Origin of the sequence: Veillonella parvula (assembly GCF_048309325.1) — a bacterium.
Taxonomy (GTDB): Bacteria; Bacillota; Negativicutes; order Veillonellales; family Veillonellaceae; genus Veillonella; species Veillonella parvula_T.
Map to the genome: position 1 here is coordinate 16114 of NZ_DBFBTX010000001.1, position 16280 is coordinate 32393.

The 16280-nt window shown below is 40.0% G+C and carries 17 protein-coding genes; all 17 read left to right on the forward strand.

Features of this window, described 5'->3' with window-relative positions:
- Window position 1 precedes the first annotated feature (1 nt).
- Entirely contained in the window at window positions 2–820 is an 819-nt protein-coding gene (locus ACMKPP_RS00075; RefSeq protein WP_077708233.1) for a serine hydrolase, read from the forward strand.
- On the forward strand, window positions 817–2418 hold the full coding sequence (locus tag ACMKPP_RS00080; RefSeq protein ID WP_418369122.1) for a peptide ABC transporter substrate-binding protein: 1602 nt from the start codon (window positions 817–819) through the stop codon (window positions 2416–2418). The genes ACMKPP_RS00075 and ACMKPP_RS00080 overlap by 4 nt, the downstream gene beginning before the upstream one ends.
- A gap of 218 nt (window positions 2419–2636) precedes the next feature.
- Window positions 2637–3575, forward strand: a complete 939-nt coding sequence (locus ACMKPP_RS00085; RefSeq protein ID WP_418369123.1) for a S66 peptidase family protein — start codon at window positions 2637–2639, stop codon at window positions 3573–3575.
- A gap of 165 nt (window positions 3576–3740) precedes the next feature.
- A complete protein-coding gene (locus ACMKPP_RS00090) occupies window positions 3741–4886 on the forward strand; it encodes an amidohydrolase (protein ID WP_418369124.1) in 1146 nt (381 codons plus the stop codon).
- A 104-nt stretch (window positions 4887–4990) separates the two neighbouring features.
- On the forward strand, window positions 4991–6547 hold the full coding sequence (locus ACMKPP_RS00095) for an ABC-F family ATP-binding cassette domain-containing protein (protein WP_418369125.1): 1557 nt from the start codon (window positions 4991–4993) through the stop codon (window positions 6545–6547).
- 8 nt (window positions 6548–6555) lie between these two features.
- A complete protein-coding gene (gene folE, locus ACMKPP_RS00100; RefSeq protein ID WP_004698508.1) occupies window positions 6556–7125 on the forward strand; it encodes a GTP cyclohydrolase I in 570 nt (189 codons plus the stop codon).
- Window positions 7118–7951 carry a dihydropteroate synthase gene (folP, locus tag ACMKPP_RS00105; protein WP_418369126.1) on the forward strand — a complete coding sequence of 278 codons (834 nt, stop codon included), beginning with the start codon at window positions 7118–7120 and terminating at the stop codon, window positions 7949–7951. The genes folE and folP overlap by 8 nt, the downstream gene beginning before the upstream one ends.
- A complete protein-coding gene (gene folB / locus ACMKPP_RS00110; protein WP_316691857.1) occupies window positions 7951–8313 on the forward strand; it encodes a dihydroneopterin aldolase in 363 nt (120 codons plus the stop codon). Before folP ends, folB begins: the two co-directional genes overlap by 1 nt.
- Window positions 8313–8783 carry a 2-amino-4-hydroxy-6-hydroxymethyldihydropteridine diphosphokinase gene (folK, locus tag ACMKPP_RS00115; RefSeq protein ID WP_012864035.1) on the forward strand — a complete coding sequence of 157 codons (471 nt, stop codon included), beginning with the start codon at window positions 8313–8315 and terminating at the stop codon, window positions 8781–8783. The genes folB and folK overlap by 1 nt, the downstream gene beginning before the upstream one ends.
- A 101-nt stretch (window positions 8784–8884) precedes the next feature.
- Window positions 8885–9700, forward strand: coding sequence for a hypothetical protein (locus ACMKPP_RS00120; RefSeq protein WP_278457764.1), 816 nt, complete (start codon window positions 8885–8887; stop codon window positions 9698–9700).
- A gap of 94 nt (window positions 9701–9794) precedes the next feature.
- A complete protein-coding gene (locus tag ACMKPP_RS00125) occupies window positions 9795–10742 on the forward strand; it encodes an L-lactate dehydrogenase (RefSeq protein ID WP_418369127.1) in 948 nt (315 codons plus the stop codon).
- A gap of 177 nt (window positions 10743–10919) precedes the next feature.
- Window positions 10920–11252, forward strand: a complete 333-nt coding sequence (locus ACMKPP_RS00130) for an FtsB family cell division protein (RefSeq protein ID WP_156696957.1) — start codon at window positions 10920–10922, stop codon at window positions 11250–11252.
- A 70-nt stretch (window positions 11253–11322) separates the two neighbouring features.
- Entirely contained in the window at window positions 11323–11724 is a 402-nt protein-coding gene (locus ACMKPP_RS00135) for a S1 RNA-binding domain-containing protein (protein WP_418369128.1), read from the forward strand.
- Between the two features lie 97 nt (window positions 11725–11821).
- The gene (locus ACMKPP_RS00140) at window positions 11822–12718 is read left to right on the forward strand and encodes a Ppx/GppA phosphatase family protein (protein ID WP_418369129.1); all 897 of its coding nucleotides are present in this window, start codon (window positions 11822–11824) and stop codon (window positions 12716–12718) included.
- On the forward strand, window positions 12687–13685 hold the full coding sequence (gene tilS / locus ACMKPP_RS00145) for a tRNA lysidine(34) synthetase TilS (RefSeq protein WP_004695413.1): 999 nt from the start codon (window positions 12687–12689) through the stop codon (window positions 13683–13685). The genes ACMKPP_RS00140 and tilS overlap by 32 nt, the downstream gene beginning before the upstream one ends.
- Before the next feature lie 23 nt (window positions 13686–13708).
- A complete protein-coding gene (gene hpt, locus ACMKPP_RS00150; protein ID WP_004695416.1) occupies window positions 13709–14254 on the forward strand; it encodes a hypoxanthine phosphoribosyltransferase in 546 nt (181 codons plus the stop codon).
- 88 nt (window positions 14255–14342) lie between these two features.
- Window positions 14343–16271, forward strand: coding sequence for an ATP-dependent zinc metalloprotease FtsH (gene ftsH, locus ACMKPP_RS00155; protein ID WP_004695418.1), 1929 nt, complete (start codon window positions 14343–14345; stop codon window positions 16269–16271).
- The last annotated feature ends 9 nt before the right edge of the window (window positions 16272–16280 follow it).

The window sequence follows — 16280 nt, forward strand, 5'->3', positions numbered from 1 at the left end:
TATGGAAAAACTAATTGTTGGCAAGTCCCTGGAACATCAACTAGATACAGTCATTAAAGAATTGGCCCCAGCAGGAAATATATCTTATGCAGTGTTACAATTTGATGATGAAGAGGAACCAATACTCATCGCAGCTAGAGGTGAAAATACTGTACATTCTGGTGCGAGTTTAATTAAGGTACTTATCATGGAATATGTCTTTCATTTAGCTCGTACTGAGCAATTGGACATTAATGATACCGTTCCTTTATCTAGAACTCCACGCGTTGAAGGTGGCGGTGCACTACAAGAGTTAGTAGGTAAACATAGTTTTACCTATCTTGAGTTGTGCCGTCTCATGATGGTTCTTAGTGATAATATTGCGACAAATCTACTCATCACAGTGCTTGGAATGGAAAATATCAATGCTCGAGCGGAAAAGCTTGGCCTGGATGAGATGGAGCTTAATCGCATGATGATGGACCTTAACGCCTTGGTTGAAGGGCGTGATAATTATATTACAGCCATGTCACTAGCTCGTCTGTATAAACATATTTTTGAATATCGTGATAGAGATGCTTATGGCCGAGAAATGTGGAATATTTTAGGTCGCCAACAATTCCGTGATATCTTACCATTTTACTGGGGAGAAGGCATACGCTTTCACCATAAAACAGGATCCCTTGATCGCGTAGAGCATGATGGGGGTGTAATAGAAACATTTAGAGGTCATTTTTGCTTTATTCTTTTAATGAGCGATATCGATAATGGCCGAGGTAAAGAATTAGGCGCTCAAGTTGGGCGCATCATGAAAGAATTTGTAGAGGAAGCATTGCCATGATGGATAAACGAAACTTGTTAAAATTCATGGTCCTCGCTCTAGGGGTGAGCGTACTCTTATTTGTATTTGGGTACCCTCGTGGTGTTCAACCAATCGATGAACACACAATCCGCTATGTTATTGAGCAGGAACCATCCACATTGGATCCCGCAAAGTCTACTACCTCTCCGGAGGCTACGGTTCAACTTCAATTATTCGATGGTCTAGTTCGTTTGAATGATGAAAGTGAACCAGAAGCAGCACTTGCTAAAAATTGGGAAATCTCCGATGATGGCCGTGAGTATACCTTCCACTTACGACCTAATTTGAAATGGTCTAATGGAGAGCCTTTGACGGCTTATGACTTTGAATATGCTTGGAAACGCGTATTAGACCCTGAAGTCCATGCGGACAATGCATACATGCTATATGTATTGAAAAATGGCGAAGCCTTTAATACTGGCAAAGCCACGGCTGAAGAGGTTGGTGTTAAGGCTACTGATGAGGATACATTGGTAGTTACCTTAGAAAATCCAACAGCTTATTTCTTGAAACTATTAGCGTCTCATAGCTATTATCCAGTGAGCAAAAAAGCAGTAGAGGCTCATGAAAATTGGGCAGCTAATGCGGAAACTATAGTATCCAATGGTCCATACCGCTTGCTTTCTTGGAAGCATAATGGGGAAATGGATTTCATCAAGAATCCAAATTATTGGGACGCAGAATCTGTGAAAACAGAGAAAATGAATTGGCCTATTAGTGAGTCTCAAAGTACGCGTCTCACCTTAGTTGAAGGTGGCGAAGCTGATATGACTGTTGAGCCTCCTGTAGCGGATCAAAAACGTTTAGAAGAAGCAGGCCTATTACATATTGGCCCTATGCTTGGTAACTACTATTACGTATTCAATGTGAAAGCAGAACCTTTCACAGATCCAAATGTGCGTAAAGCCTTTTCTATGGTTATCAACCGTGCTAACATTGTTAATAATATTGTTAGAGGCGGTAAAGAACCAGCTTATGCGTTTGTACCATATGGTATGCTCGAAAGCAATGGCCGTGAAGACTTCCGTGAAGCTGGTAGTTATCTCGTATACGAAGATGTAGAGCAAGCCAAGGAAATCCTTAAAGAGGCTGGCTATGGTAAGAATCGTCCATTGCCACAAATTACGATTTTGTATAATACAAGTGAATTACATAAAGCTATTGCAGAAGCGATTCAAGATGCTTGGATAAATGCATTTGGTGCAGATGTACGCTTACAAAATCAAGAGACAAAGGTATTCTTAGCAGACCGTGAAGCTGGTAAGTACCAAGTTGCGCGCGCTTCTTGGGTTGCTGATTATAGCGATCCACAAAACTTCTTAGAGGTATTCTCTGCTGAAGATAATGATGGACAGTACCATAGTGATGAGTATAATGAGTTGATTGCTCGCATTCGTACAACTCCAAATGGGGCTGCTCGTGATGCGTTGATGCATGAAGCAGAAAAAATGATTTTTGATGAATCTCTTGTTATGCCGTTGTACTTTACAACACAACCATATGTAACAAACGGAACAATTCAAAATTATTTCTGGACCACATTGGGCCTTGTTGACTTTAAAAAAGCATACAAATAAGATACACTTAAGACGTACACCTGATGTACGTCTTTTGTTGTATTCTATGAATATGTTTTATAGATTTGTTTCTACAAATAAGTATATAAATTTTGAATTACGCCATAAACTTTACATTATGCTACATACTTTTTATACATATGTTTTATAAATTACGTTACAAATATGGTATGTTAATATTGATGCATTAGAAGTTAACTGGTATTTTTTGAGGATATATGGACTGGATTGAACCAAAACGTTTGGCACCGGGAATGACCATAGGTATTATGGCACCTGCTAGTGCTGGCGATGAAGATTTACATAGAATAGAAGAAATTTGTAAGGCTAAAGGCTATAAGGTGCTTGTGGGTGAAAGTGCAAGCCGAAAGGGGCTATATGGAGGCACACCTGAGGAGCAAGCCGCAGAGTTTCAATACATGATGACTACAGCCCCTTGTGATGCGGTGCTCGCTTTACGGGGTGGTTATGGCACGATGCGCTATTTAGAACGACTGGATTATAAAGTGATTCGCAAGTATCGTAAGGCTTTTGTTGGATACAGTGATTGTACGGCGCTCCATATGGCTATCAATCGATACAGTCGCCTTATTACGTATCATGGGCCTATGGGGGTAGATTTTAAAGCAGAACGTAAGACAGATATTGATGCATTATTTAATGTTTTAGAAGGTAAATTAAAAGTGATAGAACCTTTGCCAGAACCTCCTAGAGGTGCGATTGGTACCGAGCTAGGAGAAGGGATTTTGCGTGGTGGTAATATGACGATATTATCCGTTCTGTCAGGAACACCTTATTTTTTAGAGGATGAATCTTGGGAGGATACCTTACTATTTATTGAAGATGTAGGGGAGGCTCCTTATAAGTTGGATCGTATGTTACAACAATTTCGCCTCAGTGGTTTGTTGAGCCGCATTAAAGGCTTAGTGATTGGCACCTTTACAGATTGTGAAGGAGATGAAGATGAACGAGATTATGACTTAGGTTATGAAGCATTGCGCTACATGGAGGAAAATAGAAATCCAGAAATGCCAGATCCCTTTGTATGCTATGTGCCAACGGGACATGGTTCACCACATCAAACCTTACCGCTAGGAGCGACGATTAGCTTTAGATATATTTCTAATACCATCATCGTTCATCCTTATACGAAATAGATAAGAGCTTTTAGGTGAACGATTTTAGTTAACAGACAAACAGATAAACAGATATTAGATAAAAATAGTAGTTACCGAGATATTAGGTAATAAAATATTAGGGAATAAGATATTAGGGAATAAGATATTAGATAATAAAGATATTAGATAACAATAAGGGGAGTTATGACACTACAAGAACGAGAGGCTCGTGCCTGTGCCATCATAGATAATATGGCACCGGAATTACGTGCTATTTCCTTATATTTACACGATAATCCAGAATTGGGCTTGAATGAGCATAAAGCAGTAAAGGTAATTCACCAATTCTTAGAAAAACAGAATTTTATATCTCAAGTAGGTCTCGCCGACATGCGTGAGTTACAAACCGCGTTGAGAGCCGACTATAGAGGTAATGCTAAATATAAAATCGCATTCTTAGGAGAATATGACGCCTTACCTGAGCTCGGTCATGGTTGTGGTCATAATCTTATTGCCATGATGAGCTTAGGTGCTGCTGTTGCTTTCAGTCAAAGTGCGCCACAGGATTGGGGGACGACTTTCTTTGGTTGTCCTGCAGAGGAAACTATTGGTGGTAAGGTATATATGGCAGAGACTGGTTTATTTAAGGGCTATGAGGCGGCGCTTATTATTCATCCTGGCGGTGAAAATGAGGTGGGGGGCACATCCTTAGCGACACATCCCCTAGAGGTTACCTTCCATGGGCGTTCCTGTCATATAGCATCACTCACTGACTCTGGTATCAATGCCTTAGATTGTGCTGTAGATCTTTATCAAAGGGTTAAAGAGTTAAAGAAAACCTTCCCTAAAGGTGCTATTGTAGGTGCTATATTTACCGAAGCTGGTACGGCACCAAATGTAGTAACTCCTAAGGCTACGATTCGCATGACTGTACGAGGGCGTACGGTGGATGATTTAGAAGGTATTATTTTGCCGGCTATCAAAAAGGCGGCTCAAGATATCGGTTTATCCTATGGAGCTCAAGTTGAGATGCACCACTATGAACCGCTCTTCAAGGATATGCGTCAAGATAAAAAGCTATTAGATCTCTTTAAGGATGTGATGACTGAGTTTGGTGAAATACCTCGTATATTGCCTGATGATGAGGCTGATGGTAGTACTGACGTAGGTAATGTGTCCTATGAAGTGCCTACGGCGCAGCCTACGTTGCAAATTGGTTTGGGATTAGAAGCACATACGCCAGAATTCACTTGTGCAGCAGGTTCTGACTATGGATTGGCACAAGCTATTAAAGGAGCTAAAATTATGGCTGTTGTAGCCTTGCGATATGCCTTGCTACGTGATGCCTAAGTTTTGACATATAGAGGTCAAAAAGGTACAATAGATATAATATTTAAGTAAGTATGAAACAAGCCGTCTTCTACAAGACGGCTTTTATTCCGGTGGAGATAGATATGAGTGTTTTAACCGTTTCAAATGTAACCCATGGTTTTGGAGCGCGACAAATTTTAGATGATGCATCATTCCGCTTGCTAAAAGGTGAACATGTAGGCCTCATTGGTGCTAATGGTGAAGGTAAATCCACATTTCTTAATATCATTACAGGTAAATTGCCGCCTGATGAAGGCAAAATTGAATGGTCCAATCAGGTAACGGTTGGTTATTTGGATCAACATGCTGTTCTTGAAAAGGGCATGACCATCCGCGATGTGTTACAGCGCGCTTTTGACGATTTATTCGTGATGGAGCAAAACATTAATGATGCGTACAATCGCATGGGCGATGTATCCGAAGATGAAATGAATAAGCTTCTCGAGCAAGTTGGGGAGTGGCAAGAGATTCTAGAGCAACGTGGGTTCTATGAAATTGATGCAGTTATTGAGCGTACGGCTGCAGGCTTGGGCCTTGTGGATATCGGTTTGGACCGAGATGTAACAGAGCTTAGTGGTGGTCAACGTACAAAGGTTTTGCTCACAAAGCTTTTACTAGAGAAGCCGACTATTCTATTGTTGGATGAACCTACAAACTATCTTGATGTAGAGCATATTCAATGGTTGCAAAACTATTTGCAAAATTACGAAAATGCATTCATCTTGATTTCTCATGATATGGAGTTTTTAAATTCCGTAGTTAATGTTATTTACCATATCGAACAAGCGGTGCTTACGCGTTATACTGGTGATTATCATCAGTTCCAAGCTGCTTACGAGGTGAGAAAAGCGCAAGCTGCTAAGGCGTATGAACGTCAACAGCAAGAGATTGAGCGTATGGAAGACTTTATTCAACGCAACAAAGCTCGCGTTGCAACGCGCGGTATGGCGAACTCTCGCGCTAAACGCTTAGAGAAGATGGAAATCTTGGAAAAACCAAAAGAGTATATTAAACCTAGCTTTGGTTTTAAAGAAGGCCGTACACCAAGTCGCTTTATCGTAGAGGCTTTCGGATTGCAATTAGGTTATGATGAACCATTAACTAGACCAGTAGACTTTCAAATTGAAAGAAATAAAAAGATTGCTATTCGCGGTGTCAATGGTCTAGGTAAAACTACGTTGTTAAAAACTATTTTAGGTTTATTGAAGCCTGTTAGTGGTGAGTTGGTAAAAGGTGAGTTCTTACAAGTAGGTTATTTTGCCCAAGAGGATACACCATCCAATTCTGAAACAGCGTTAGACTATATTTGGAATGACTATCCTGCTATGACGAATGCAGAGGTGCGTGCAGCGTTAGCTCGTTGTGGCCTTACTAATGAACATATTACGTCTCAAATGCGCGTATTATCTGGTGGTGAGAATGCAAAGGTTCGCCTATGTAAGCTCATGCAGAATAAGTACAATGTGTTGGTGTTAGACGAACCGACCAACCATTTAGACATATATGCGAAGGAAGAACTGAGCCGAGCATTGCGTGATTTTAAAGGTACGATTGTACTGGTTAGTCATGAGCCCGAATTTTATCAAGGTTGGGTTACGGATATTTGGAATATTGAGGATTGGACGACAAAGATTGTTTAGGAGGACCGATGAATCAACGTGCAAAGGACGGGATAAAGCAATTCTTAGAGGCTTTATCTGTTGATACAGAGGCACCAGAATTAGAGAAGACACCAAGTCGTGTAACAGAATTATATAGTGAATTATTCAGCGGTGTAGGATTAGACACGAAAGCTGCATGGGGAGAGACTTTTAGTACAGACTATAAAGGTCTCGTAGCAGTTACAGGGATTCCGTTTTACTCCATGTGTGAGCATCATTTATTGCCTTTTTTTGGCACCGTAGATATCGTGTACCAACCTAAGGATGGATGTGTGGCAGGGCTTAGTAAGTTTCAGGATATCGTGAATATCCTCAGCCGTAGACCGCAATTACAAGAGCGGTTAGCATCTGAATTAGCTGATGCGATTATGAATGATTTATTTGCTCATGGCGTATTTGTACGCATTACATCGACTCAGTTGTGTATGCTCATCAAAGGTACCATGCAGCAAGATTCAAAGGTTATTACATTAGAAAGCCGAGGCGTATTAGCCGAAAAGGGCACATTAAGAGATGAAGCGTTGGCAATGTTAGGCGGAGGACAGGTAAATGTTTAAACGTAGAAATTATACATGGAATGATGGCAAAAGTTTATCTTTGTGCGATCGAACCCTTATTATGGGGATACTGAATGGTACACCTGACTCCTTCTCTGATGGAGGTCAATTCAACACACCAGAAACAGCAGCAGCGCATGTAAAGCAAATGATTGAAGATGGTGCAGATATTATCGATTTAGGCGTTGAATCTACACGCCCTGGTTCTACACCTTTGACCGCAGACGAGGAAATAGAACGCTTATCTCTATTAATAGAGCCTGTCTTACAGGCCTCTACAGTGCCTGTATCTATTGACACATATCATGCTAAAACTGCAGAATATGCTTTCTCTAAAGGGGCACATATTTTAAATGATGTATGGGGATTACATTATGATCCTGATATGGCAGCGGTAGCGGCTAAATATAATGTACCTGTTATTATCATGCATAATAGCAATGATACAAATTATGGTGATATCATTGAAGATATGAAAGCATTCTTCTTCTGTGCCATCGATAAAGCCTTAAAGGAGGGAATAACTCCTCAACAAATCTGGCTTGATCCAGGTATTGGTTTTGGAAAAACCGAAGAGCAAAATATTGAAGTTATGCAGCGTTTAGGTGAGCTAACAGCTCATGAATATCCTGTTTTGCTTGCTCCGAGCCGCAAGCGTTTCATCGGATCTATGTTAGGTGGATTGCCACCGGAAGAACGCGATGAAGGTACCGTTGCTGCTTGTATTACAGGTGTATTCCAAGGCATCGATATGGTTCGTGTTCACAATGTGAAAATGCATAAACGCGCTTTAACTGTAGCGGATGGCCTATTACGAGGTGAATAATGGATAAAATCGTTTTAAAAAATATGGCGTTCTATGGGTACCATGGCAACTTGGCATCCGAACAAGAGCAAGGCCAACGATTTTTTGTAGACGTAGAAATAATAACCGATCTAACAAAGGCTGGTCAAAGTGATCAATTAGAGGACTCAATCAATTATGTAGAGGTATACGAGATTGTAGAGTCTATCATGACGGGTGAGAAACATAATCTTCTAGAGCGCTTGGGGGCGCTTATCGCCGATTCCTTGTATCAACATTATCAAGGTATTGTAGGTCTCTCTGTAACGGTGCGTAAACCATCTGTACCGATTTCAGGTATTTTGGATTATGTTGAGGTTATCACTACAAGAGGACAAATTTGATGTATACCTATTACATCAGTGTAGGCTCGAATATAGGGGACAAGAGTGACTACATCAATTCTGCTTTTCAATCCTTACAACAACATGGGGCAATTTCTAAGCTAGTCACTTCTTCTCTTATTGAAACTGAGCCGTGGGGATATACGGAACAAGATACCTTTGTTAATGGCGTATGGTCTTGTGAAAGCACTCTAGAACCACATCAAATGCTCAGCCTTATTCAGCAATTAGAGCAGGCGGCTGGACGAAAACGATTGATTCATTGGGGCCCTCGCACATTAGATTTGGATATTATTTTAGTGTACGATACAGAGGGGAAAATGATTTCTCTGTGTGATGAAAGTCTTGTGATACCGCATCCTCATTTTTGGAATCGTAATTTTGTACTAGAACCGCTATCTCAGCTGTTACCAACTTTCACATATAAAGGGGTTAAGGTTGCCGACCGATTATCTCAATTGGATGTATAAGCTAGAATCGTATATAAGCTAATGTTAGATACATTGTAAACACGATACATATTGTACGCATACTTTTACGTTTTATGATTGGGGAGTCATGGAGAGCGTAGATGAATATAAAACGTATTGGATTATTTGTACTGGCACTTATTATAATGGGGATATCCTACTGGCTTGCAGTAGGGGCAAATTATGATAGCAAAACAGTACGTATTGATCCGGAAGCGCATACACTGGTTAATTCTAGTGATGCCATTATTTCAAAACGAATATTAGCGATGAAGACCAGTGGCTCACAAGTGTACTTCTTAGGTTATGAAGGACTAGGGATTTATAATTTATCTGATAATACACTTCGCTTGATGCCCATAACCTTTAGAGGGCAACATATAGAACCTCCTAAATCGGATGATTACCAACGAGGCTTACGGAATGTAACAACGGTAAAAGCATTGTCTGACTTCAGTAATGATGAGCAAGACGAATTTAAAAGTTTGTTGGACTCTACCGATGGAGGGGCCCATTATTATGGTGACTTTTACCATTCTGGTTATGAGTCGTCTCTCATTGATTTGAAGGACCAGTATTTTATTACGAATACAGTACGTGCATTAAAACGTGTTAATCATACATTATATGTGTATGATGGATCAGGTTTTATTATTATAGATTTAGATAATCGTCGTATCCAAGGTTTTTTTAATAATCGCATTAGTGGTGAAGGTTCTAAGGGTGTGCCTGATAGTTTACGTGGGCATTATGGTTCTGATTTTACTATGATATATGCTTTATCCAAATTAGATCCTAAGGATTTGGATATCTTATGGTCCATGCGTAAACAATATTTAGAAAAATCTCCTCAAGCGATGGAGGGAAAAGATTTGTTCCCACTCAATTTGGATGAGATGAATTTAAATGAGTTATGATTCTATTAAGGTAAATCATATACGGATATACGTGATTTAAATAATTGGCATTTGAGGATATGTTATCGTTTTATGCTAAGGTATGGAGGCTCTTATGAAGTTACGCAAGGTAGGTATTATTGGTACTGGACATGTAGGCTCTCATGTAGCATTTTCTTTAGCCTTACAAGGTGAGGTTGATGAATTATATATGATGGATATTGACGAGAAAAAAGCTCAAGCGCAAGCTATGGATATTAATGATGCCGTTAGCTATATTCCACATCAAGTAACTGCTACATCAGGTCCTATTGAAGAATGTGGAGATTGTGATATTCTCGTTTTTAGTGCGGGACCTTTGCCGAATTTGTATCAAGATCGTCTCGAGAGTCTTGGTGAAACCGTAGCTGTACTTAAAGATGTTATTCCACGTATCAAGCAATCTTGCTTCAAAGGCTTTATCATTTCGATTTCTAATCCCGCTGATGTGGTAGCTACCTATTTATGTAAACATCTTGAGTGGAATCCTAAACGCATCATTTCAACGGGAACAGCTCTAGACTCAGCTAGATTGCAAAAAGAATTAGCGCATATCTTTACTATTAGTAATCGCTCTATTACAGCCTACTGCTTAGGTGAACATGGAGGTAGTACTATGGTGCCATGGTCCCATATTTGTGTACAAGGGAAACCACTTTTAGAGTTACATCGAGAGCTACCCCATAGATTTCCTGAACTTGACCATGCAAAAACACTAGATGATGTTAAAATTGGTGGCTATCATGTACTAGCAGGTAAGGGGTCTACGGAATTTGGGATTGCTAGTGCTACCACAGAATTAATCCGCGCTGTATTTCATGACGAAAAGAAGGTATTGCCTTGCTCCTGTTATTTAGATGGACAATATGGAGAAGAAGGAATATTTGCATCTACTCCTGCTGTTATTGGTAAAGATGGTATCGAAGATGTTTTTGAACTGCAACTAACCAATGAAGAGCTAGCCTTATTTAAAACTTCTTGTGCTGTCATTCGTGAACATGTTGTAAAGGCTGAGTCTATGTAAGTGGATGTTTACTTTCGTGTATAAAAAGCTAAAATTGCGTATGGAGTTTTAAATTTATACGGATTTATGTTATTGTTCTTAATGAGACATATCTGTAATTTTCTTTAGTCCCAAGCTCTGTTATGTGGTATAATCTAAAAATGACAGTATACAGATGATGAATATTTGGGGGACATTATGACTCAGGACATTATGGATGTACAACGCCCAAAAAGGCCGCGCAAACGGGTTCGTCCTAATCGCAAAGCACAGGATCAGCGTATTATCCTCATGTGGATCAAGCGAATTGGCATAGGGATTATGGTGCTGTTACTGTTAGGGCAGGCTTATCGCTTGGTGGCTGTATATCAAGAAAAACAACATATAGAGCAACAATTGCAAGAGTTACAGCAGCGAAATGAAGAGTTAGAACAGGAAAAGGCCAGGTTACAAGATCCAAAGACCATAGAAGGGGTTGCTCGTGAGGAGCTAGGATTGGTAAAACCTGGTGAAGTACCATATGTAAAATAGGTTATACTTTATTATTTTTTGCTTCGCATTAGTTTGTAGTTTAAGGTTTCCGCATTAATTAGGAGGTTGCATGGCAATCGAAGTTGGTAACATTATTGATGGTACCGTATCAGGTATTACAAAATTCGGCGTATTTGTTGATTTAGGAGAAAAACAAACGGGGTTAGTTCATATTTCTGAAGTAGCTCATGGGTATGTCGAAGATATTAATACCCTTTTAAAGGTTGAGGATCCGGTAAAGGTTAAGGTTTTATCCATTGATGGTAATAAAATTGGCCTTTCCATTCGTCAAACACAATCTAAAGAGGGTATGGACGAAGAAAAACGTCCTCATCGTGTTCAATCGAAACAAAGTATAGAGTCTTTCGAAGCGAAGATGAAATCATTCTTGCGCGATAGTAATGAACGATTACACGACTTAAAACGCAATACCGAAGGAAAACGCGGAGGCCGAGGTGGTCGTCGAGATTAATAGTGAGAGATGGCATTCCGCCATCTCTTTACTTATGTATAGAATATTAACGCTATAATAGTATTAGGAGAATGCTATGTATATGTAAGGAGCGATTATGAAGTTAGCAATTATCGATATTGGCTCTAATTCAGTACGTTTATTATTGGCTACCTATGAGAATAACGAGTGGCGTTATGAGCCTAAGCAGTTGTGGACTACCCGTTTAGGTCAACGAAATACAGATGGTACCTTGCGAGCTGAATCCATGGAAGCATCCTATCAGGCCTTTACGGATATAAAAAAAATAGCAAATGAATACGGTGCTGAGTATTGCTTTGGTTTTGCTACGAGCGCTGTTCGCGAAGCGACAAATGGACTTGCATTCATGGAACGTATTAGTGAGTATTGTCCTATGAAATGGCGAATTTTATCTGGTGATGAAGAGGCTATGTATGGCTTTTATGGCGCTTTAGGAAATCAATTAGAGGATGGACGTCATTACACGACCATCGATATTGGTGGAGGTAGTACAGAGCTTGCATTAGGTAACAAAAATGGAGTGTACTGGAGTCGTTCTTATCCTGTGGGAGCAGTACGCCTTCAATCTATATCTGATGAAGGGCCTCAACGAGTGTGGGAGGAAACCCGTTTCCTTTGGGATCCGATGATGATTGAAGGTGAATTTGGTGAATTTATTGGTATTGGTGGCACCCTAACAACTTTGGCTGCTATTGATTTAGGCTTAGAACACTATGATGGTACAAAGGTGCAAGGTCATAAATTGAGCCGTGAAACTGTAGAAGGTATCATTATGAAACTGCGCTATATGAGTCGTGATGAGAGATTACAAGTGAAAGGTTTACCGGCAGGTCGTGCCGACATTATTGTTGCTGGGGCAGAGATTTTAACGTCCTTTATGGATTCCTATGAGGTCCCTCATGTATTTGTGAGCGACCAAGATGGTATGGAGGCGATGGCCCGTGAATGTGAAAGCACTCATTCGAACCGTTAATCACACTTTAAAATTACATGATATATTTCCTGAGAATTGTCGTATCTTGGTAGCTTGTTCTGGTGGTCCTGATTCGATGGCTTTATTGCATTTATTGCAAGATATTGCTACACATCGCCATACAGTATATGAGCTTGGAGTTGCTATCGTAGATCATTGTATTCGTCTTGAAAGTAAGGATGAGGTCCTATGGTTACGAAATCAAGCGGACGTGCTAGGACTGCCATTTTATACGGCTGTCTTTGACGTGCCTAAATTGAGTCAAGCTCAAAAGCTATCAGAGGAAACTATAGGCCGCCAAGTTCGGTATCAATGGCTAACCGGTATAGCACAGTCTGAGGGGTATGACTATATTGCAGTAGCTCATCATAAAGATGACCAAGCAGAATCAATTTTAGCACATCTTATTAGAGGGACTGGACTTAATGGTTTGACAGGCATGGCCGTTGTTAGTAATGATTATATTGTTCCAGTAGTAAGACCTCTGTTAGATGTCACAAAAGAAGAATTACTTCTATATTTAAAAGAGAAAGATATTTCTTACTGTATAGATAGTACAAATGAGGATGTGCGATATCAAAGAAATAGAATTCGTCATCGCATTATACCTGAGTTAAAAGCCATTAATCCTATCGTTATCGATGCTATAGTAAGGCTAGGGGCTTCTGTACGCGAAGACATTTCTCTTATTTCTAATTTAACGGATATGGCGTTTGATGAGTTAGTAACTATCTCTGATGAGGGCGCGTTTATATCTCGTAGGGGGTTACGTAAGAAGCCGTTGGCTATCCAACGTCGATTGTGGCAAAGACTGGTGAGCATCTTTGATCCTGAAATCAAGCTTACCACTGCTCATCAAGAGCAATTACTCGACATTGTTAACACTGGGGAAAAGAAAACTTTCAATATAAAAAGTATAAAAGTAAGTGCTCAATGTGATACAATAAAAGTATATTGCAAACATTAATATGAATTGCGGAGGTCATATAGATGCATCAAGATGCAAAAGATATTTTATATACAGAGGAACAATTAAAGGCACGTGTGGCTGAATTAGGTCATCAAATCAGTGCTGACTATAAAGGGGAATCCGTAGTTCTCGTAGGGGTATTGAAAGGTGCTATCGTTTTTTTTACAGATTTAGCTCGTTCTATCGATGAGAATGTGGATGTAAGCTTCGATTTTATTTCTTGCTCTAGCTATGGCAGCGGTACAACAAGTACAGGGGTAGTTCGAATTTTAAAAGATTTGGATCGCTCTGTAGAAGGAAAGCATGTACTCGTTGTAGAAGATATTGTAGATACGGGTACAACATTACATTACTTGCTAGAAAATTTACATGCCCGTGGAGCTAAAAGTGTACGCCTTGCAGCGTTATTGAATAAGCCTGAACGCCGTAAAATGGATGTAGAAGTAGACTATGTAGGCTTTGTCATTCCTGACTACTTTGTTATCGGCTATGGTTTAGACTATGCAGAAAAATATCGACACTTACCTTATATAGGTATTTTAAAGGAAGAAATGTATCAAGATTAAAAATATGATATAATATATGAGTGCATCTCTCAACGAGATGTACTCAATTCGTTTATGCCACTAAACTATTATTGAAAGGGGTAATATTTTGGGTCGATTTACTAAAAATATCGTCCTTTATTTACTTATCATTGCCGCTTTCGTTATCGCCATTGACGCTTTCTCTGGTCAAAGTGCGAATAAATCTGAACTCAGTTATACAGGATTTATTCAACAAGTACAACAGAAAAAGGTTGAGTCCGTAACGATTACCAATGATCATGGTATTAAAGGTAAACTAAAAAATGGAACAGAATTCAATTCTTATGCGCCAACTGATGAAACATTAATCAAAACTTTACAAGATAATGGTGTAGAAATTACTGCAGCTCCACCTGAGCAACCTGCTTGGTGGATGAGCTTGTTAGGTTCTGCTATTCCGATTATCATCTTGGTAGTATTATTCTTCTTCATCATGCAACAAACGCAAGGTGGCGGTGGCCGAGTGATGAACTTTGGTAAAAGCCGTGCTAAATTGATGGGTGAAGGCAATGTAAAGGTTAGCTTCAAAGATGTAGCTGGCGCTGAAGAAGCAAAACAAGAATTAGAAGAAGTAGTAGAGTTCTTAAAGGATCCAGGCAAATTTACAACTATCGGTGCTAAAATTCCGAAAGGTGTATTATTGGCAGGACCTCCAGGTACAGGCAAAACATTACTTGCTAAAGCTGTTGCTGGTGAAGCAGGGGTACCATTCTTTACGATTTCTGGTTCTGACTTTGTAGAGATGTTCGTTGGTGTTGGTGCTTCTCGTGTGCGTGATCTTTTCACACAAGCGAAAAAGAACGCCCCATGTATCATCTTTATAGACGAAATTGATGCGGTTGGTCGCCAACGTGGTGCCGGCCTTGGTGGTGGTCACGATGAACGTGAACAAACATTAAACCAATTGCTCGTTGAAATGGATGGCTTTGGTGCCAACGAAGGTATTATTACTATCGCTGCAACAAACCGCCCAGATATTCTAGATCCTGCACTTTTACGTCCAGGTCGTTTTGACCGTCAAGTTATTGTAGGTCGTCCAGACCTACGCGGCCGTGAAGCAATTTTGAAAGTTCATGCTCGTAATAAGCCTTTGGCTGATGATGTAGACTTGAAAATAATTGCGAAGAAAACTCCAGGCTTTACTGGTGCAGACTTGAGCAATTTGTTAAATGAAGCAGCTCTTTTGGCGGCTCGTCTTAACAAAAAAGTAATTACTATGGCTGAAGTTGAAGAAGCCAGTGAAAAAGTTAGTATGGGACCTGAACGCCGCAGTCATATTGTGAGCGATAAGGATCGTAAATTGACAGCATACCATGAATCTGGTCATGCTATCGTGGCACATCTATTGCCTCATGCAGATCCTGTTCATAAAGTAACGATTATTCCTCGTGGTGCAGCTGGTGGCTACACTATGATGCTTCCTACTGAGGAACAAAACTACAAAACAAAATCTCAATTATTAGCAGATATTCGAGTTGCTCTTGGTGGTCGAATTGCAGAAGCCTTGATTTTAGATGAAATCAGTACAGGCGCTTCTGGGGACCTTCAAAGTGTAACTAATACTGCTCGCGCTATGGTAACGCGTTGGGGGATGAGCGATGAGCTTGGTCCTATCGTGTTTGGTGAACAACAAGAACAAATCTTCTTAGGAAAAAACCTAGGCCATGAGCGCAACTATAGTGAAGAAATCGCTGCGAAAATCGACTCTGAAATTCATCGTATCGTAGAAGAAGCTTATAAAGATGTAACAAAACTTCTTAGCGATAATGAAAAATTCTTACATGACATGGCAAATGCTTTGTTAGAAGAGGAAACAATCGATGCGAAAGCGGTAGATAATCTTTACAAATATGGTACAACAAAAGAACCTGAAGCTGAGGAGCCTAAAGTAGCTTCTGAAGTAGAAGGTAGCGTAGTACCAGAGAGTGTTGATGCTAAAGAAATAACTAGTACTGTAGCAGATCCTAGTGAAGCATCATCTAATGAAATTAAATAATGGATTTTG